The 18891-nt window shown below is 71.2% G+C and carries 16 protein-coding genes and 1 pseudogene; 11 read left to right on the plus strand and 6 right to left on the minus strand.

The window, feature by feature from the left end:
• Positions 1 to 2: 2 nt before the first annotated feature.
• Together ACFU95_RS33380 and ACFU95_RS33385 are read right to left on the minus strand one after the other, a co-directional pair.
• Complete coding sequence (locus ACFU95_RS33380; protein WP_383835427.1) at positions 3 to 1625, minus strand: amidohydrolase family protein; 1623 nt, start codon at positions 1623 to 1625, stop codon at positions 3 to 5.
• Between the two features lie 30 nt (positions 1626 to 1655).
• Positions 1656 to 2939 (minus strand): alanine racemase, encoded by a 1284-nt coding sequence (locus tag ACFU95_RS33385; RefSeq protein ID WP_383835430.1) that lies wholly within the window; start codon positions 2937 to 2939, stop codon positions 1656 to 1658.
• Between the two features lie 138 nt (positions 2940 to 3077).
• Between ACFU95_RS33385 and ACFU95_RS33390 the strand changes: the two genes are divergently transcribed.
• The 6 genes and pseudogenes from ACFU95_RS33390 (at position 3078) to ACFU95_RS33415 (ending at position 7738) form a co-directional block, all read left to right on the plus strand.
• A complete protein-coding gene (locus ACFU95_RS33390) occupies positions 3078 to 4328 on the plus strand; it encodes a PfkB family carbohydrate kinase (RefSeq protein WP_383835433.1) in 1251 nt (416 codons plus the stop codon).
• Positions 4325 to 5086 (plus strand): IclR family transcriptional regulator, encoded by a 762-nt coding sequence (locus ACFU95_RS33395; RefSeq protein ID WP_383835436.1) that lies wholly within the window; start codon positions 4325 to 4327, stop codon positions 5084 to 5086. Before ACFU95_RS33390 ends, ACFU95_RS33395 begins: the two co-directional genes overlap by 4 nt.
• Complete coding sequence (locus ACFU95_RS33400; RefSeq protein WP_383835439.1) at positions 5083 to 5493, plus strand: RidA family protein; 411 nt, start codon at positions 5083 to 5085, stop codon at positions 5491 to 5493. Before ACFU95_RS33395 ends, ACFU95_RS33400 begins: the two co-directional genes overlap by 4 nt.
• Before the next feature lie 84 nt (positions 5494 to 5577).
• Positions 5578 to 6822 carry an RNA-guided endonuclease InsQ/TnpB family protein gene (locus ACFU95_RS33405; RefSeq protein ID WP_383835442.1) on the plus strand — a complete coding sequence of 415 codons (1245 nt, stop codon included), beginning with the start codon at positions 5578 to 5580 and terminating at the stop codon, positions 6820 to 6822.
• Between the two features lie 121 nt (positions 6823 to 6943).
• A pseudogene (locus tag ACFU95_RS33410) lies at positions 6944 to 7078 on the plus strand (hypothetical protein); the annotation flags it as partial.
• Positions 7079 to 7132: 54 nt separating this feature from the next.
• Positions 7133 to 7738, plus strand: coding sequence for a hypothetical protein (locus tag ACFU95_RS33415; RefSeq protein WP_383835446.1), 606 nt, complete (start codon positions 7133 to 7135; stop codon positions 7736 to 7738).
• On the opposite strand, the gene ACFU95_RS33420 is transcribed toward ACFU95_RS33415, so the two are convergent.
• Positions 7739 to 9088, minus strand: coding sequence for a M14 family metallopeptidase (locus ACFU95_RS33420; RefSeq protein WP_383835449.1), 1350 nt, complete (start codon positions 9086 to 9088; stop codon positions 7739 to 7741).
• 381 nt (positions 9089 to 9469) lie between these two features.
• Here ACFU95_RS33420 and ACFU95_RS33425 point away from each other — a divergent pair, with 381 nt between their 5' ends.
• The 4 genes from ACFU95_RS33425 (at position 9470) to ACFU95_RS33440 (ending at position 14774) form a co-directional block, all read left to right on the plus strand.
• The gene (locus ACFU95_RS33425) at positions 9470 to 11854 is read left to right on the plus strand and encodes an ATP-binding protein (RefSeq protein WP_383835452.1); all 2385 of its coding nucleotides are present in this window, start codon (positions 9470 to 9472) and stop codon (positions 11852 to 11854) included.
• 68 nt (positions 11855 to 11922) lie between these two features.
• The gene (locus ACFU95_RS33430) at positions 11923 to 12837 is read left to right on the plus strand and encodes an anti-sigma factor RsbA family regulatory protein (RefSeq protein WP_383835454.1); all 915 of its coding nucleotides are present in this window, start codon (positions 11923 to 11925) and stop codon (positions 12835 to 12837) included.
• Between the two features lie 146 nt (positions 12838 to 12983).
• Positions 12984 to 13388 carry an ATP-binding protein gene (locus ACFU95_RS33435; RefSeq protein WP_383835565.1) on the plus strand — a complete coding sequence of 135 codons (405 nt, stop codon included), beginning with the start codon at positions 12984 to 12986 and terminating at the stop codon, positions 13386 to 13388.
• A 66-nt stretch (positions 13389 to 13454) separates the two neighbouring features.
• Positions 13455 to 14774, plus strand: a complete 1320-nt coding sequence (locus ACFU95_RS33440; protein WP_383835457.1) for an Nramp family divalent metal transporter — start codon at positions 13455 to 13457, stop codon at positions 14772 to 14774.
• 6 nt (positions 14775 to 14780) lie between these two features.
• On the opposite strand, the gene ACFU95_RS33445 is transcribed toward ACFU95_RS33440, so the two are convergent.
• Both ACFU95_RS33445 and ACFU95_RS33450 read right to left on the minus strand, forming a co-directional pair.
• Positions 14781 to 16025 carry a hypothetical protein gene (locus ACFU95_RS33445; RefSeq protein WP_383835460.1) on the minus strand — a complete coding sequence of 415 codons (1245 nt, stop codon included), beginning with the start codon at positions 16023 to 16025 and terminating at the stop codon, positions 14781 to 14783.
• Positions 16026 to 16109: 84 nt separating this feature from the next.
• On the minus strand, positions 16110 to 16616 hold the full coding sequence (locus ACFU95_RS33450) for a SigE family RNA polymerase sigma factor (protein ID WP_383835463.1): 507 nt from the start codon (positions 16614 to 16616) through the stop codon (positions 16110 to 16112).
• 128 nt (positions 16617 to 16744) lie between these two features.
• On the opposite strand from ACFU95_RS33450, the gene ACFU95_RS33455 reads away from it, so the two are divergent.
• Entirely contained in the window at positions 16745 to 17149 is a 405-nt protein-coding gene (locus tag ACFU95_RS33455; RefSeq protein ID WP_383835466.1) for a hypothetical protein, read from the plus strand.
• A 12-nt stretch (positions 17150 to 17161) separates the two neighbouring features.
• Here ACFU95_RS33455 and ACFU95_RS33460 read toward each other — a convergent pair whose 3' ends face one another.
• Complete coding sequence (locus ACFU95_RS33460; RefSeq protein ID WP_383835469.1) at positions 17162 to 18853, minus strand: chitinase; 1692 nt, start codon at positions 18851 to 18853, stop codon at positions 17162 to 17164.
• Positions 18854 to 18891: the final 38 nt, after the last annotated feature.

Raw genomic sequence — 18891 nt, forward strand, 5'->3', positions numbered from 1 at the left:
GGCTAGGCGGTTCCCCGGATCGCCCGTCCCGCCAGTACGTCCGTGCGGCGGCCGTCCTCGATCACGAAACGGCCGTCGACCAGGACATGCGGGATGCCCGTCGGTAGCGTGCGCGGCTCCTCGAAGGTGGAGCCCGCCGCTACCGTCGCCGGGTCGAACAGCACCAGGTCCGCCCGGTACCCCTCGCGGACCAGCCCCCGGTCCCGCAGCCGCAGCCGCGCCGCCGGGCGCGCGGTCAGATGGGCCACGCACTCCTCCAGGGACAGCACCCCCAACTCCCGCACGTACCGGCCGAGATAGTGCGGGAACGTGCCGTACGCCCGTGGATGCGGCTTCGTGCCGCGCAGGATGCCGTCCGAACCACCCGTGTGGACGCGGTGCCGCATGATCGTCCGCACGTTCTCCTCGTGGCCGACGTGCTGGAGGATCGTCGAGCCCAGCCGGTCGTCCAGGAGCAGCCGGCGGGCCGTCACCCACGGGGCCTCGCCCCGCGCGTCCGCCGACTGCCGGATCGTACGGCCGACGAAGTCGCCGAGCGCCGGGTCGCTCACGCCCGAGATCTCGATGGTGTCCCACTCGATGGGCACGCCGTGGCAGCCGTCCGCGCCGACGACCTCCATGTGGTGCCGGATGCGCTCGGCGGTGTCGTCGTCCGCCAGCCGGGCCAGCACCGCCTCGGGGCCGCCCTCGCTCGCCCAGCTCGGCAGCATGGCGACGAGCGTCGTGCAGCCGGGCGTGTAGGGGTAGGTGTCGAGGGTGATGTCGGCCCCCGACTCCAGTGCCTTGTCCAGCAGCGACAACAGCTCCGGCGCACGGCCCTTGTTCACGCCGAAGTTCATGGTGGCGTGGGCCAGATGAAGAGAGCAGCCCGCCTCCCTCGTCAGGGCCACCATCTCCTCGTACGCCTCCAGGGCCCCGGCCCCGTAGGAGCGGTGGTGCGGGCAGTAGTAGCCGCCGTACGACGCCACCACCCGGCACAGCTCGGTCAGTTCCGCGTCCTTGGCGTACATGCCCGGCGTGTACGTCAGCCCGGACGACATGCCGACCGCGCCCTGCGCCATGCCCTCGGCGACCAGCTGACGCATCCGGTCGAGCTCGTCCGGCGTCGCCGCGCGGTCCTCCCAGCCGACGGCGAGCGCGCGGACCGTGCCCTGCGGGATCAGGTAGGCCGCGTTGACCGCGATGCCCTGGCCTTCGAAACCGAAGTCGAGGCGGTCCAGGTACTCGCCCACCGTCCGCCAGTCGAAGTCGATGTCGTCGCCGGAGCCGTTCCAGCCGGTGATCGCGCGGCGGACCTCGGCGAGCGTGCGGTCGTCGACGGGCGCGTACGACAGCCCGTCCTGGCCGATCACCTCAAGGGTGACCCCCTGCGCGGCCTTGGCGCTGTGGCCGGGGTCGCGCAGCAGCTCCAGGTCGCTGTGGGCGTGCATGTCGATGAAGCCGGGGGAGAGGACGAGACCCTCCGCGTCCAGCTCCCGGCGTGCCTCGGGGCGTTGGCAGCCCGCCGCGGCCGCCTCCTGGACGATCGACACGATCCTGCCGCCGTCCACGACCACGTCGGCGCGGTACGACGGGCCGCCGCCGCCGTCCACGACGTCCGCGTCCCGGATCACCAGCTCTTCCATGACCGATACCTCCCCTCTCTCCTGTGTCGTCTAGAAGAACGTGCGGATGTATTCGACGACCGTCCCGTCCGCCCGGGCGACCGGGATCAGCTGCCACTTGTCGAACGACGTGCACGGATGCGACAGCCCCATGCCGAGCCAGTCCCCGACCTCCAGGTCCGCCTCCCCGGTCGTCGCCAGCCACGCGTGCTGGTCGGAAAGGCCGGTGACCGAGATGCCGGTGGCCGGCCGCTCGGTGCCGTCGCGCCGCACCACCTGCGCGAACGGCAGATCGAGGTCGTAGGCCGCGTCGCGCTTGCCCGCGTTGGTGAAGGCCTGCTCGGCGGAGGGGCGCGAGACGACCTGGGACCACAGTCGGAAGGCGGGTTCGAGGGCACCCTCCTCCGGGACCCGGTTGAACGGGGTCAGTTTGCGGTAGTGCCCGTCGTCGTGCGAGACGTACGCGCCCGAGCGCAGCAGCTTCAGCACCGGGAGGGAGAGTTCGGGGATCTCGGCGAACACGTCCGCCACCGCGTCGAACCAGGCACTGCCGCCCGCGCTGACGACGATCTCGTCCAGGCCCGCGAACCGGCCCGCCTTGTCGAAGTCGACGACCATGGCGATCACCCGGCGCAGCCAGGCCCGCACGCGCTCGGGGTCCGCCTGCGGGACTTCGCCCTCGTATCCCGCGACGCCGACCAGCCGCAGCGTGGACACGGCGGCCACCGCGTCCGCGACGGCGGCGCACACCGCCTCCGTACGGGCCCCGGTCCGGGCGTGCTCACCGGCCGCCGGCTCGATCACGACGTCCACGGGGCGGGTGGCGCCGGCGTCGCGCAGCGCCGCGTCCATCAGTTCCACGCCGCGCACGGAGTCGACGTAGGTGATGAGGCGGAAGTCGTCGTCGGCGGCGAGCTCGCCCGCGATCCAGCGCAGCGCTGCCGCGTCCACCAGCTCGTTCGCGAGGAAGATCCGCCGGACGCCGTACGCCCGCGCCACCCGCACCTGGTGCGGCACCGCGAGCGTGATGCCCCAGGCGCCGTGCTCGATCTGGCGCTGGAACAGCTGCGGCGCCATGGAGGTCTTGCCGTGCGGGGCGAAGGCGAGGCCGTGCCGGGCGGCGTACGTCTCCATGAGGTCGAGGTTGTGCTCCAGGCGCTCGGCGGAGAGCGCGAGCACCGGGGTGGCGAAGCCGTCGGTGAAGAGGTTGCGGCGCTGGGCGGTCAGCTCGGCGACCGTCAGGCCGTCGGCGTCCGGGGGGAGGCCCTTGAAGCGGTGGTCGACGCGTTCCTCTCCGAGGCGGGCGAGGGCATCCGAGGGGCTGTCGGCTGTCATGGAGCCTCCCTGATCGGGTCTGTTGCAGATCCTGCAACGCTCATTGCGTATATCGCTTATCGCTGTCTAACATCTCGGCCAACCGCGGGTCAACGGAGCCGCCGGTCAACCCGCCCAAGTCCTGGAGCTACGACGATCGTGACCCTCACCGGACCCTGCAATGCCCCCGACGTCGTGGACGTCGTCGCGCTCGGCGAGTCCATGGTCACGTTCCTGCCCTCGCGGCCGGGACGCCTCGCCGATGTTCCGTCGTTCGAGCGGGGAATCGGGGGCGCGGAGTCGAACGTCGCGTGTGGGCTCGCGGCGGCCGGGCACTCCGTGCGGTGGGTGAGCCGGGTGGGGGCCGACGGGTTCGGCGACCACCTGGTCGAGACGATCGCGGCCTACGGCGTCGACGTCTCGGCGGTGCGCCGCGACCCGGCTCGCCCGACGGGCGTGTATTTCCGTACGGAGGGGGACCGGGCCACAAAGGCCCACGAGGTGGCGTACTACCGGGCGGGCTCGGCGGCCTCGGCCATGTCGGTGGCGAACATGGACCCGGGCATGGCGCGTTCGGGCCGGGTGCTGCATCTGTCGGGGATCACGGCGGCGTTGTCGGAGGGGTGTCTGGAGTTGCTGCGGGAGCTGACGGCTCCGCTCGCGCAGCGCCCTCTCGTCTCGTTCGACGTCAATCACCGACCGGGACTGTGGACCGACGCCGACGGTCCGCGGGTGCTGCTGGAACTGGCGCGTGGTGCCGATGTCGTGTTCGTGGGGGAGGACGAGGCGGAGGAGGCGTGGGGCATCACGGGCGGACCGGAGGCGGTGCGCGCCGCGCTGCCCGAGCCGCGGGTGTTGGTGGTGAAGCAAGGAGGAGTGGGGGCTACGGCCTTCGTGTCGGGTGCGGGTGGTGGTGAGCCGGTCGCGCCCACGCGGGGAAGCCGCACATGTGACAGCCCCGCGTCCCTGAGGTCGGCTGACGGTCCCCCGTCGCAAGCTGCGGACGGCGCTGAGCCAAGCCGCCCCGTCCCACAGAAGGGCGGCACCCCGCAAGCGCCGGACAGCGCCACCCACCCCCGGCCGGCGGCAATCCCGGGCACCCGGCAGTCCACGGCATTCGTCCCGTCCCCCCACGTCCACATCGCGGCAGCGACAGGCGCCGGCGACGCCTTCGCCGCCGGGTTCCTCTCCGCCACCCTGCGCGAACTCCCCTTCGCCGACCGCCTCCGTCACGGTCACCTCTGGGCGGCAGCCACCCTCACCGCCCCCGGCGACCTCGCCGCGCCCCCTGCCCGCGACACCGCCGACCGCCTGGTGGCCCTGGACGACGCCGGGTGGGAGAAACTTCGACTCGGCCCCGGCTGGACGCAAGCCGCAGAGAGGGCCGACGAGGAGGTACGTACGCCATGAGTCAGACCGTCGACCGCGCGCTGAGCATCCTGCCGCTGCTCGCCGAGGGCCCCGCCGACCTGGGCCAGGTCGCCGACCGCCTCGGCGTCCACAAGTCCACGGCCCTGCGCCTGCTGCGTACCCTGCACGAGCACGGCCTCGTCTACCGCCAGTCCGACCAGCGCTACCGCCTCGGCGCCCGCCTCATCGCCCTCGCGCAGGAGGCGATGGAGAACCTCGACATCCGCGAGATCGCCCACCCCCACCTCGTACGCCTCAACGAGCAGTGCGGGCACACCGTCCACCTCGCCGTCTACGAGGAGGACGAGGTGCTGTACATCGACAAGGTGGAGAGCCGGTACCCGGTGCGGATGTACTCCCGGATCGGCAAACCGGTGGCCATCACCGTCGCCGCGGTCGCGAAGCTCCTTCTCGCCGATCTGCCCGAGCACGAGCGCCGCCCTCTCGCCGAGAAGTTCGACTACCCCATGTACACGGCCCGTTCCACCCCCAACGCCCCCGCCTTCCTACGGGAGTTGGACAAGGTGCGCGAACAGGGCTGGGCCACCGACCTCGGTGGCCACGAGGAGTCCATCAACTGCGTCGCCGCACCGATCCGCGGCGGGGACGGCCGGGTCGTCGCCGCGATGTCGGTCTCCGCGCCGAACGTCGTCGTCACCGCCGAGGAACTCCTCACCCTGCTCCCGCTGGTGCGCCGTACCGCGGAAGGCATCAGCGGCGAGTACTCCGGCAGAAACACAGCGAAAGGCACCGCATGACCGAGAAGACCGCACTCACCCCGAAGACCCACACCACGCCTCCGGCGAAGTTCTCCCACGGTGTGAGGAAGGGGAACATCCTCCAGGTCGCGGGCCAGGTCGGCTTCCTCCCCGCCGTCGAGGGGCAGCCCCCGACGCCGGCCGGCCCCACCCTGCGCGAGCAGACCCTCCAGACCCTCGCCAATGTCAAGGCGATCCTGGCGGAGGGCGGCGCCTCCTGGGACGACGCGATGATGATCCGCGTCTATCTGAGGGACACGGGGCACTTCGTCGAGTTCAACGAGATTTACGACTCGTATTTCGAGGAGCAGGGGGTCGCACAGGCCGCACCCGCACGCACCACGGTGTATGTCGGTCTGCCCGAGGGGCTGCTGATCGAGATCGACGCCCTTGCGGTGCTCGGATAGACAACCGCCTTTCGAACGCGTGACCTTTCCTCGTCGGTGTCGTTGATCTGATCGACAGCATGACGCGGCGGGGGAGGTACTCGTATGAGCCGGGCGGTGCCGCGGTATCGCGGCTTTCGCACGCGCCTGGCGCTCACTCCTCAGCAAGAGACCCGGCTCGATGATCAGGCGCATGCCGCACGGGCACTGTGGAATCTGCTGCACGAATTGGTCACCGTCTCCGGGGCGCGGCGCCCTCCAGTTGCCTACCTGGACGGTGAGGTCCGTTGGGCGCGGACCCGCGTCGAGTGGCTGGGGGTGCTTCCGGCGCAGGCAGCGCAGGCGGTTCTGAAGACGTACCACCGCGCCTGGGTGAACTGCTGGGACGGCAGGGCGGAGGCGCCGACCTACAAGTCCCGCTCGCGTGCGGTACTTGCTGTGGACATTCCTCAGGGACGGGATCTGCATGTTGTACGTGTGCATCGTCGCTGGGGGATGGTGAACATCCCGAAGCTCGGACGGGTGCGGTTCCGCTGGACGAGGGAGCTCCCGGGGGTGACCAAGGGCAGTCCTCCAGGCCGGATCACCGGCGCGCGGCTGACCAAGGATGCGCTTGGATGGCACATCGCCTTCCGTGTCGAGACCGAGGCGCAGACGGCGCCACCGAGAGACTGGGCCGACTCACATGTGGGTATCGACCGGGGCATCGTCATTCCGCTGGCCCTCTCGGACGGCAGCACGTACGAGCACAGGGCCTGGCTGACCGAGGAGGAAGAAGCGCGGCTTCTCCGCGCTCAACGACAGGCCGCTCATCGGGAGCGGCACAAGAAACCCGGAGGGCGGGTCTCGAAGAGACTGCGCGCCACGTACGACCAGATCAAGGACCTTCGCGCGAGAGCCAAGCGGAGGGTGCTCGACTGGCAGCACAAGACCACTACCGCGATCGCGGAGACGTACACGCTGGTGTCGGTAGAACGGCTCAGTGTAGTGAACATGATCAAGTCGGCGCGGGGGAGGGGCGACTTGCCCGGTGTCAAGGTGGCCCAGAAGGCTGGGCTGAACCGCGGTATCGCCGGCGAGGCGTGGGGACGAACCGTCGAACTGCTCGCCTACAAGGTCGACGACCGCGGCGGTCGCCTGGTTCAGGTGCCTTCACCCGGCACATCCCTGCGCTGTTCCGAATGCGGAACCGTCACCTTGGGCAGCCGGGAGTCACAGCAGTGGTTCGCGTGCCGGAACAATGAGTGCCAGTGGTCGGGGAATGCCGACTTCAACGCAAGCCGCAACATCGATCGGGCGGGTCTCGCACTCGTCACGGTTGCCGGGAGGGCAGTCGTCAGACAGACCTGAGTGCTGTCGAACTCCCCGGGGCGACCTGGAGGAGAGTCTCCCGCCTTGTGCGAGAGAGAACTCCAAAACGCCTACTTCGAGGCTCCCACGTCAACGACGGTGCCCGCGCGCGGAGCGCGCTGACGGATGCAGCTGGATCGTCGCCAAGTACTTCGGCATCAGCGAGCGGGACACGTTGAAGACGTGGACGGTCTTGGAGAGTGTGTTGTCGGTTGCCGGATTTGTGGTGGCCGGGGTGCTGAGCTTCTTCGTGTAACGATGCGGGGGCTGGTTGTGCGGCGCACAGGGTTGTCGACCATACTGCTGCGCTGTGGAGCAGCGCATAGGTTCAGGCAGCCAGCCCCTGGAAGGCGCCGGGTTCGACCCGGCCTTCATCCCCGGGCTCACCTCACCCGCGTCAGCCAAGCCGGAGGGCGTGCGGGAGGAGGACGTGGCCGAGGAGGCCGCCTCGAAGGAGGCGACTTCCGAGGGGACGGACTCCGAGGAGACCGACACGGCCATCGAGGCCGACGAGGCCGAGGCGCGGAACGCCGCCGAAGCCGAGGGGGCCGAGGAGGACGCCGCTGAGGAGGCCCCGGTCGACGGGCCCGTCTTCGAGGCCGCCGACCGTCGGGCCCGTATCGTCGCCGACCACAAGGGCGTCAGACTCTCCCTGGACGACCAGGAGTGCGAGTTCCGCTGGGACGAGATCGGCGCCGTCGAGACGGAGTCCCCGCGCTTCGGGAAGCGTTACACCGTCACGGTGCACACTCCTGACCGCCGCTGGTACCCGATCGAGATCGAGGCGACGGCCAGGAGCCGCTTCACGGAGTGGGACGAGCAGCTGGACGCGGTCCTCGACGCCTACTTCGAGGACGCGGACGCCGAGGCGGCGGACGCCGACGAAGTGGACGCCGAGGAAGCCGACGTCAAGTAGCTAGGCGCAGTACTGGGCTTCCTTCCCGATGGACCGGTACATGCAGTCGGCGTTCTCCAGCAGCTGCAGTACCGCGTCCCGGTTCCGGGAGGTCTCCCGCTCGATCACCTCGTCGGGCGGGTAGAAGCCGCCGCCCCCGGACCTCGGGTACATCTCGAAGGTGTACGCGAAGATCTTCTGGTTGCCCCACAGCCAGTCGTCGATCGAGCCGTCGGTGATGTACAGGTCACTGGACTGCTCCGGCGTGTAGCCGTTGCTCGCGGCCATCTTCTGCCCGACCGTGGCGAACGCGTTGCGGTCGTCGGCCGTCATCCCGGTCGTCGTGTCGGAGTAGGTGTACCCGAACGGCCACAACACCAGCTCGCTGTACGTGTGGAAGTCGACGCCGGCCTTGATCTGCTGCACCCCGCCGACGACGCGGCTGCGCACGAAGTTGGCGACGACCTTGACCTCGGGCGCCGACTCGGCGGACGCGCCCCGGTAGGTGTCCGAGGACGCCGACCCCGATGAACCGCCGCAGCAGCCCCACCGGTAGTTCCAGTTCCGGTTGAGGTCGGTCCCGACCGCGGACGAACCGGAGTTGGGCTGCCGGTTCTTGCGCCACGACCGGTAGGAGCCGGTGGCGATGTCGTACTCGCCGCCGTCCGGGTTGAGGTCGGGGACGATCCAGATCTCGCGGTTGTTCACCATGCTGGTGACCCGGGAGTCGCTGCCGTAGTCGGAGGTCAGCTCGCGCAGCAGGTAGAGCGCCATCTCGACGGTCAGATGCTCACGGGCGTGCTGGTGGTGCGTGAAGAGGACCTCCGGCTCGGCCTCGTCGCTCCCCACGTTGTCGCTGATCTTGATGGCGACGATGTTCCGGCCCTGGTACGAGGTGCCGATGACGCGCTGGCTCGCGATGGAGGAGTTGGCCGAGACGAGCGAGTTGATCTCGCTCGTCATCTCCGCGTAGTTGTGGTAATTCGAGTCGCCGGACGGGAAGTCGTAGAGCCGGACGTCGTCCTCGCCGGCGGACCGGTCGGGGACCGCGCCGAGCGGGGTGGCCTCGTAGCCGAGCGCCCGCAGCTTCCTGATCTGGTCCGCGCGGCCGGAGACGACGACACCGTGGCTGTCGGCCTCGTCCACGGTCACTCCGGCCTGCTGAAGTGCCGTGCGGTCCTTGGCGGTCGAGTGCGTGTGGATCTCGTACTGCCGGACGTCGTCCGCCGAAGGGGCCGCCTTGGCGGCGCTGTCGGCGTTCGCGGTCATGTTCGCGGAGAGGGGCGCCGCGAGGGTGAGGGCGAGCAGCGTGGCGAGCGCGGCGGTACGTCTGCCGCTGCGGGCGCCGGAGCCGCGTATGCGAAGTCGCATGAAGTCTCCTTGTGGGAGTGGGGGGTGGGGTTCAGTGCGACGTACTTACGTGGTGCGGGTGTGGCGCTCATCGTGGGCCGCTGGCATGAGCAGGTCAAGAGCGGCTCGTTGGTCGCGGCGCGAACCATTCGAAAATCAGCCGCGCAGTGTACGCGCGACGCCTCCGCACGGAGCGGTCCCGCGCGAAGTCCACCCGGGGGTGTGATCCGGGGGTGCGAACCGGCGCGGGGCCGGGGGAGGGTGAGGAACCGCGCAAGGGGGGAGCGGTGGGAGCGGCGGCACAGGCGGGGACCGGCGCACCCTCCGGCTCCCCGGCTCCCTGCTTCCCCGCCCTCCCGATTCCGGCTCCCTTCGACGACACCCGCAGAGGAACGGCTGATCATGGGCGGATCAGCGCCACGGGATCATCAGCTGCCGGTCGAGACGACCACCTTCGTGGACCGGCGCGGCGAACTCGCCGCCGGCCGCGAACTCCTGGCCAGGACACGGCTGGTCACGCTGACCGGCCCGGGCGGCGTCGGCAAGACCCGCCTCGCCGCACGCATCGCGGGCGCCGTACGGCGCACCTTCCCCGACGGCGTGCGCGTCGTGCACCTCTCCGGCCTGGACGACCCGGCGCTCGTCCCGCTCGCCGCCGCCGACGCGCTCGACCTCCACGACCACTCCGCGCAGCCGCCGCTCCAGGCGCTGGTGGAACGGTTACGGGACCGCCGGCTGCTGCTCCTCGTCGACAACTGCGAACACCTCCTGCCCGCCTGCGCCGAACTCGCCGCTGCGCTGCTGCACGGCACGACCGGCGTACGGATCCTCGCCACCAGCCGCCACCGCCTGGGTCTCACCGAGGAACACCTCCTGGACGTACGGCCCCTGCCGGTGCCCGACCCGGACGGCGACCTCACCACCCCCGAGGGCTACCCGGCCCTGGCCCTCTTCGCCGACCGAGCCGCCGCGGTGGTCCCCGGCTTCCGGCTGACCGCCGCCAACCGCGGGGCCGTCGCCCGCCTCTGCCGCCGCCTGGACGGCCTCCCCCTCGCCATCGAACTCGCCGCCGTCCGCATGCGCGTCCTCGACGTCGGGCAGCTCCTGGACCGCCTCGACGACCGCTACCGCCTGCTGACCGGCGGCAGCCCCGCGGCCCTGCCCCGCCACCAGACCCTGCGGGCGGCGGTCGACTGGAGTCACGAACTGTGCGACGCACGGGAGCAGTTGGTGTGGGCGCGGCTGTCGGTCCTGGCCGGGAGCTTCGATCTGGAGACGGCGGAGGCCGTGTGCGCGGGGGAGGACGCCGCCCCGGCGGAGGCTCCCGTGGGGGCCACGGCGCCCCTGCGGGGTTACGACGTCCTCGACGCCGTCACGGGCCTCGTCGACAAGTCCGTACTGTCCCGCGAGTCCGGCCCCGACGGCATCCGCTACCGCCTCCTCGACACCCTTCGCCACTACGGCCTGGACCGCCTGCGCCGACTGCCCGGCGAGGAGCCCGCGGCCCGGCGCCGCCAGCGGGACTGGATGCTGCACCGGGCCGCCGCCTGCGAGCGGGCCTGGTTCGGTCCGGGCCAGCGGGAGATCGTCGCCCGGCTGCGCGCCGACCAGGACAACCTCCGTACCGCCCTCGACTTCAGCCTCACCACCCCGGGCGAGCCCCTCCCGGGCCTGCGCCTCGCCGGCACCCTGTGGTTCTACTGGCACGCCTGCGGCGCCCCCCGAGAGGGCCGGCACTGGCTCGACCGCGCCCTGGCCGCCAACCCGGACCCGACCCGGGAACGGGCCCGCGGCCTGTGGATCGCCGGGCTCCTCGCCGCCGCCACCCATGACCTCACCGCGGGACTCGCCCTCGCCCGGGACGCCCACGCCCTGGCCCAGGACCTCGACGACGCGGCGGAGGCGGCGCACGCCGAGTACGTCATCGGCGTCATCACCCTGTTCATGGACGACCTGCCGACCGCGCTGAAGCACTTCGAGGCAAGCGTCCTGCGCGGCCCCGTCCCCGGCCAGCACCTCAGCCTGTACGGCCTCGACCAGGTCGAACTCGCCTGCGCCCTGGGGTTCCTGGGCGAGGCCGAGCGTGCCGTCGAGGTCTGCGAGCGGGCCCGCCGGATGTGCGAACGGCACGGCGAGGAGTGGGTGCACTCGTACGTCCTGCGGATGCTCGCCCTCGCCCACACCGTGCAGCGCGACTGGCAGCAGGCCGACCACCACGCCCGCCACGCCCTGCGCCTCAAACTCGCCGTCCACGACGTCACCGGCAGCGCCCTCACCCTCGACCTCCTGGCCCGCATCGCCACGGAGACGGGCGCCCACGAGCGCGCGGCCGTCCTGCTCGGCGCCGCCGACCACACCTGGGCCGGCATCGACCGCGACCGCTGGGGCTCGGCGGCCCTCAAGGCCACCCGCCGCGACAGCGAGACCCGCTCACGCGAGGCGCTCGGCCCACCCGGCTTCCGACGGGCGTACGAACGCGGACGCGGCCTCGGCGCGGGCCTCGCGGAGACCGTCGACTACGCCGTCCACGACGCCCTCCACGACACCGGCTCCCGCGCGGTGAACGGCGGCCGGTCCGGATCCCCCCGCCCCGCTACCGGCATCCACCTCACCCGCCGCGAGAGAGAGGTCGCCGAACTCGTCGCCCAGGGCCTCGCCAACCAGCAGATCGCCGACCGCCTGATCATCGCCCGCCGCACCGCCGAGGGCCATGTCGAACGCATCCTCGGCAAGCTCGGCTGCAACAACCGCAGCCAGATCGCGGCCTGGATGGCAGCCCAACGCTGAGCCCCGCCCACCGCGGACGCTCCCCACCCACCCCACCCCGACAACCGCCCCGAGGGAGAACCACCCCCATGACCGCCCACCCCGCCCCGCCCCCCACCCAGTTCGACCACCGCATCACCGTCTTCGCCAGCGACGAGGAATTCCTCGCCGCGGCCCTTCCCTTCCTCGACGAAGCCCTCGCCACCCCCGGCGAACCCCCGCCCGTCGCCATCGCCGCGCCCGGGAACCTGGACCTTCTGCGGGACGCTCTCGGCAGTGACGCCAAGGGGGTCGTTCTCGTGCCGCACGCCGAGTGGTACACCGGGTCCGCCGCCAACGCGGTCGCCCAGGGAGCCGGATACCTCGCGGCGAACGCCGGACCCGGCGGCCGCATCCATCTGCTCATGGAACCCGTCTGGGGCGGCCGGGCGGGGCGCTCGCCGCGGGAGGCCGCCGAGTGGATCCGGTACGAGGCCCTCGCCAACCTCCTCTTCGCCCCGCTCGCGACGACGGCCCTGTGCGCCTACGACTCCCGCGTCGCGGGCCCGGCCGTCGTGGCCGCCGCCCGCCGTGCCCACCCCGACACCGAGGTGTACGAGGACCCGTTCCGGCTCGCCGCCGAACTCGACGCCGTACCGCTGGCCCCGCTCCCCGCCGACGCCGAACGGCTTCCCGGCCCCGCGCCGAGCGCCGATGCCGTGCGCACCTGGGCGACCGTGCAGGGACTGCCCGCCGCGGACGCCGAGTTGTTCGCTACGGCCGTCACCGAGGCGGCCGCCGTCCTCGGGCCGCTCGACGGTGCCGTGCTGTGGGGCGAGGCCCCGGCCTGTGTCTGCGAGCTGCGCGCCCCGCGCCGCGTCGACGACCCGCTGGCCGGCTTCGTACCGCCGCCGAGCGCGGAACTGGAACCCGGGCAGGGGCTGTGGTTCGCCCGGCAGGTGTGCACCTACGTCGACGTCCGTGACGATCGGGAGGGGACGAGCGTACGGCTCCAGTTCGGGTAGCGAGGTGCCGGGAGCAGGTAGGGAATCGGGTATTCCTCCCCGTGCGCCCGTACCCGTGCGCCCGCCACTGTGGACTCATGCTGCACCTCTACGGGGCGCGCTTCCCGGATCCCGGTCCCCAGTACGGTTCGTATCCCCAACCGCCCATGGGGGCCGGCCATCTGAGCGTCGAGTACGACCCCCGTCCCTCCGCGGTCCGTGAGGCCCGTGCGGAGGTCCGCCGGCAACTGGAGGGGTGGGGGCTCGCCGACCTGGACGATCTGGCGGACGTGGCCGAACTGCTGGTGAGCGAGCTGGCCACCAACGCCCTCGTGCACTCGGCGAGCCGCTTCCGGCTCACCCTGTTCGCCGCGCACGGGATCCTGCGCTGCGAGGTCCGGGACCACGGCAACCGCGTGCCGAGGGTGCTGGACGCGGGGGCCTCGGAGAGCGGCCGAGGGATGTTCCTGGTGGAGGCGCTCTCCCGGCGCTGGGGCTGCCACCAGGACGGGCCGGGCAAGACCGTGTGGTTCGAGCTCGCGACGTGCGGATCCGAGTGCTCCCGGTCATGAGCACATCGAGTGGAGATCGCGCACGCCCTCTTGTCCGGCGGGTGCCTTTGCGCTCTCTTGAACGTCATGGCGGACACCACGGGAAACACAGCGGCAGCACAGGTCGGCGAGGCGGACTCCCGACCCCGTAAGTCCAGTTGGCGGTACATCGGCCCCGGCATCGTCGTCGCCGCGACCGGTGTCGGGGCCGGTGACCTGGTCGCCACCCTCATCGCGGGCAGCAACTTCGGCTACACCCTGCTCTGGGCGGCGATCCTCGGCTGCCTGGTCAAGATCTCCCTCGCCGAGGCGGCGGGCCGCTGGCATCTGTCCACCGGCCGCACCCTCTTCGACGGCTGGGCCAGTCTGGGACGCTGGACCACGTACTTCTTCGCGGTCTACGTCGTGATCTGGGGCTTCGTCTACGGCGCGGCCGCGATGTCGTCGAGCGCGCTCCCGCTCCAGGCGCTGTTCCCGAACGTGATGGACCTCGAATGGTGGGCCATCGCCTGCGGTCTGGTCGGCCTGGTCTTCGTCTGGTTCAACAAGTACGCCGTCTTCGAGAAGGTCATGACGGTCCTGGTCGGCGTCATGTTCGTGGTGACGGTGTACCTGGCGATCCGGGTCACGCCCAACCTCCCGGACGCCTTCGCGGGCCTGCTGCCCGTCCTGCCCGACGAGAAGGACTCGATCCTCAACACCCTCGGCCTGATCGGCGGCGTCGGCGGCACCATCACGCTCGCCGCGTACGGCTACTGGGTCAACGCCAAGGGCTGGACGAACACCGGCTGGATGAAGGTCATGCGGCTCGACAACCGGGTCGCCTACGCCACCACCGGCATCTTCGTGATCGCGATGCTCTTCGTCGGCGCGGAACTGCTGCACTCGGCGAACGTGGCCATCGCGAGCGGCGACAAGGGCCTGCTCCAGCTCAGCGACATCCTGGAGGCGGAGTACGGCTCGGCCACGGCCAAGTTCTTCCTGATCGGCTTCTTCGCCACCTCCTACACCTCCCTGATCGGCGTCTGGCACGGCGTGAGCCTGATGTTCGCGGACTTCGTCGCCCGCTACCGGGCCCAGGGCGCGACGAAGGGCGAGGAGGTCGCCTCCGGCGCACGCGAACGCTCCTGGCCGTTCCGCGTGTACCTGCTGTGGCTGACCTTCCCGCCCATCGTCCTGCTGTTCCAGGGCGAGCCCTTCCGCCTGATCATCATCTACGGCGTGCTGGGCGCGGCCTTCCTCCCGTTCCTCGCCGGAACCCTGATCTGGCTGCTCAACTCCTCCCGCACACCGAGCCAGTGGCGCAACGGCCCGCTGAGCAACGCGATGCTGGCGATCGCGGGCCTGCTGTTCCTGGTGCTGTGCGTGAAGCAGGTCTGGGACCAGCCGTGGGCGGAGTTCTTCTAGCCGCTGCTACCGGAACTGCTCCCACTGCCGGCTGAGGGCGATCTCCCGTAGCTCCTTCTTGGTCAGGGCGGGGGTCTCGCGGCTGGGGGCGTCGTGCTGGGTGCCGGCGTTCAGGGCGCTGATGACGACGCGGAAGCCGTCCGGGCGCAAGGTGTCGACGGTCCACATCACGGCGCCGTCGACGCCCTTGTCGCCGCCGCTCTCCCGGAAGGCGACCTTGGTGCCGTCCGGGAGCGTCTCGGCGTCGTCGCCGAACAGTTCGTCGGCGACGTCCCCCATGCCGTGCTGCACGTCGATCTGGACGTAGCCCCTGCCCTTGCCGTCGTCGAGGACGACGTACGAGTAGTCGTCGCCCTTCTCGACCACCTCGGCGTCCTTGGGCAGGAGCGGTACGAGGGTGCCGAGGATCGCCTCCACGGTCGGCTCGACGGGGGCGTTCGGCGTGGCCGTCGCCGTCGGCTTGTCGGGATCCTCGGCCATGGAGTCGACGTAGCCGCGCCACACCTGCGCGCTCACCAGTTCCTTCAACTGGGAGGCGGACAGCGGAGGTTCGCTTCGGCTGATCGGCGCGTCCTTCTCGGCGGCGGCGTTCCACTCGCTGACGGAGACGTGCTGCCCGGTCGGGGTGACCAGGTCGGCCGACCAACGCTTGGTGTCGACGCGTCGGTCGGGATACTCGTACCCCTGGAACAGTGTCAGCAGCGACCCGTCGGGCAGCCGGGTGGAGTCACAGGCGTCGTGCGGGACCAGTGCCTGGTCCGGGCAGTCGGTCGCCTGGCGGGCCTGGTCGCTGCCGGGCTCGACCCGGTCCAGGCTGACGCCGACGGCCGCGGGCCCCTTCCCGTCGTCGTAGACGAGATGGACGTACGGCGGCACCTCGGGGTTCTCGGCACCCCGCGCGTCCTGTTCGCTGAACTTCCCCTCGGGGAGCAGTCCTTCGAGCGTCCGGATGAGTTCGCGGTCCGTCACGGGAGCTGCGGGCGGCGTGCCCGAGGGCTGCTCGGCCACGCTGGAGGCCGACGGCTGCGGGGCCGGGGCGCCGCCCCACGACACCAGCAGCGCCCCGCCCACCCCGACCAGCGCGATCCCGGCCGCGCCGCCGGCCATGGTGGCGCGCCGCCGCAGCCGCCTGCCCCGCATCCGGCCGGCGGCGGCGAGTGCGGTCCGGTCGGGGTCGAAGCGGTCACCGACGTCGTGCAGGGCGTGCGAGAGCCGCCCCTCGAAGTGCTCCTCGTCGTGTTCCACGGGCATGGCAGAACCACCGTTCGTCATGGTTGGAGTCGTCAGGGATGGGGCTGAGGGTTCAGTGGACCGAGGGTTCAGCGGGCCGAGGGTTCAGTGCGCCGCGAGCTCGCCGAGGTCCTCGCCCAGCAGCTCGCGCAACCGGCCGAGCGCCCGGGTGCACCGGGTGCGCACCGCCGCGGAGCTGGCGTTCAGCGCGGACGCGGTCTCCTCGACGGACCGGTCCTCCCAGTACCGCAGGACGATCACGGCCCGGTCCTTGGCGGGCAGCCGGGCGAGCGCCTGGAGCAGGGTCAGCCGCAGCGACACGTCACCGCCCTCGGCCACCCGGTCCGGCAGCACGTCCGTGGCCCGCTCGGTGCTGCTGCGCCGGCGCTGATGCGCGAGGAAGGTCCGGGTGAGGACGGTCTGCGCGTACCCGGCGGGGTTCTCGGCCCGCGAGATTCGCCCCCAGCGGACGTACACCCGTCCCAGCGTCTCCTGCACCAGGTCCTCGGCGAGATGGGTGTCCCCGGCGGTCAGCAGACAGGCCGAGCGGTACAGATGCCCCGCTCGGGCCACCGCGAACTGCGCGTAGTCGTCCGCGGCCGCCTGTCTCATCCGCTCCCCCTGATCGCTGTGCGTCGGCTGTCGACGAGGTCCTCACTTCACTGATGCGGCGAGGCAGGGAGAATGTTTCATCACAGCACCGAGAAAAATCCCGCGAGCAAGGACCCAGGACCCCACGGATGACCGACCAGCCACCAGCACCCGGTCCGGGCTTCGGCCCGCCCCCACCGCAGTACGCGCCCCAGTACCCGCCCCCGTACGCGCCGCAGCCCGTGCCGCAGTACGCGCCCGCGCAGCCTCCGAACGGCCCGGAGTTCCTGGCTGTGGGCAAACGCAACGCCGTCGTCGTCGACGTGTCCGGCGTCGTGTTCGAGATGTCGGGTCTCACGATCGAGTTCCGCTGGCCCGAGATCCGCAGCGTCCACTACAAGGCGAGCCCCGACGGCAAGGCCCTGCTGGTCGCCGTGGTCCACATGGACGGCCGGTTCCACGAGTGCGGGGTGGAGGCCAAGCCCCGGGCGCGGCTACAGGAATGGTTCCCGCAGCTGGCCTGGGTACTTGGCCACTACCGTCCGACGGGATGAGGCCGGTGGGGCCTACGGCAGCGCGTGCACGTGCGGTCCCACCGCGTTGGACCAGGCGTTGCCCGCCGTCGCGTCCCAGTTCGTCGACCAGGTCATCGCGCCCCGCAGGCCGGGGTACGTCCGCGAGGGCTTGAAGGAACCGCACCCCGTGCCCCTGGTCAGGCAGTCCAGGGCGTTGTTCACGACGGAGGGCGCCACGTACCCGCTCCCCGCGCCCCGCGTCGAGGCCGGCAGGCCCAGGCCGACCTGGGACGGGGCCAGGCCGCCCTCCAGCTGGATGCAGGCCAGGGCGGTCAGGAAGTCCACCGAGCCCTGGCTGTAGACCTTGCCGTCGCAGCCCAGCATCGAACCGCTGTTGTAGTACTGCATGTTGACGACCGTGAGGATGTCCTTGATGTTCAGCGCGGTCTGGAAGTAAGAGTTCGACGTCGACTGCATGTCGATGGTCTGCGGCGCCATCGTGATGACCAGCGACGGGCCCGCCTTCGCCGAGAGCGACCGCAGGGCCTGGGTCATGTAGGTGGCGTCGAGGCCGTTCTCCAGGTCGATGTCGACGCCGTCGAAGCCGTACGTCCGCATCAGGGAGTGGACGGAGTTCGCGAAGTTCGCCGCCGACGCGGCGTCGTTCACCGCCACCGTGCCGCGCTCGCCGCCCACCGAGACGATGACCTTCTTGCCGGCCGCCTGCTTCGCCCTGATGTCGGCCTTGAACTGGTCGACGGTGTAGCCGCCCAGCCCGGCCGAGTCCAGGTTGAAGGTCACCGCGCCCGCGGTCGGGGTCGCGTCCGCGAAGGCGACGGCGATGATGTCGTACTGGGACTGGACGTCGGCGAGCCTCTGGACCGTGGCCCCGTTGTCGAAATTCTGCCAGTAGCCGGTCACCGCGTGCTCGGGGAGGGCCGGGCCGGGGCCGGTCGGGTTGTTCGTCGTGCCCGTCACCGCCGCCGACCTCGGCGATTCACCGGCCGCGTTGGTGGCGGTGGTCTGGAAGGAGTACGACGTCGAGGCGGTGAGCCCGGTCACGGTCGCGGAGGTGCCGGTCACCGCGGTGATCTTGGCGCCGTTCCGGTAGACGTTGTAGCCGGTCGCGCCGGAGACGGCGGTCCAGGCCAGGGAGACCGAGGACGAGGTCGTGCCCGACACCGAGAGGCCGCTCGGCGCCCCGGGGACCGTGGGGGTGGGGTCGGTGCCGCCGCCGTCGGGGCCGTACACCGACACGTCGTCCGCGTAGTACGCGGCCTGCCCGTACCAGCCGTGCGTGTAGAGGGTCACGGAGGTCGTCGAGGCACCGGTGCTGAAGGTGGTCGAGAGCTGCTTCCAGCTCGCCGAGTCCGGCGTCCAGGCCGACACGTCCGTCGTGCCCGTGCCCGTCACGCCCAGGTAGCTGTAGCCGCCCCGCACCCAGGCGCTCAGCGTGTAGGTGGAGTTCGGGCGGACGGCCACCGTCTGGACGCACCGGGCGTTGTCCTGCCCGGCCGGGGTCGCCTTCAGGGCGGTGGACCCGCCGTGCACGGGTGAGGAGACGGTCGTGCCGCTGTTCGCGGAACACGTCCAGTCGCTCAGGCCGGACTCGAAGCCGGCGTTCCTGGCGTTGTTGACGTCCGCTGCGGACGCGGGGCTTCCGGGGAGGAAGGCGAGGGCGAGGGCGGCGGCGGTGACCGAGGCCACCCGGATTCTGCTGCCTATGGACATGACAAGTGACATGTCGAACAACTTGGTCCAGACCAATTCACCTGTCAAGA

Source organism: Streptomyces sp. NPDC057623 (genome assembly GCF_042800355.1).
Taxonomy (GTDB): domain Bacteria; phylum Actinomycetota; class Actinomycetes; order Streptomycetales; family Streptomycetaceae; genus Streptomyces.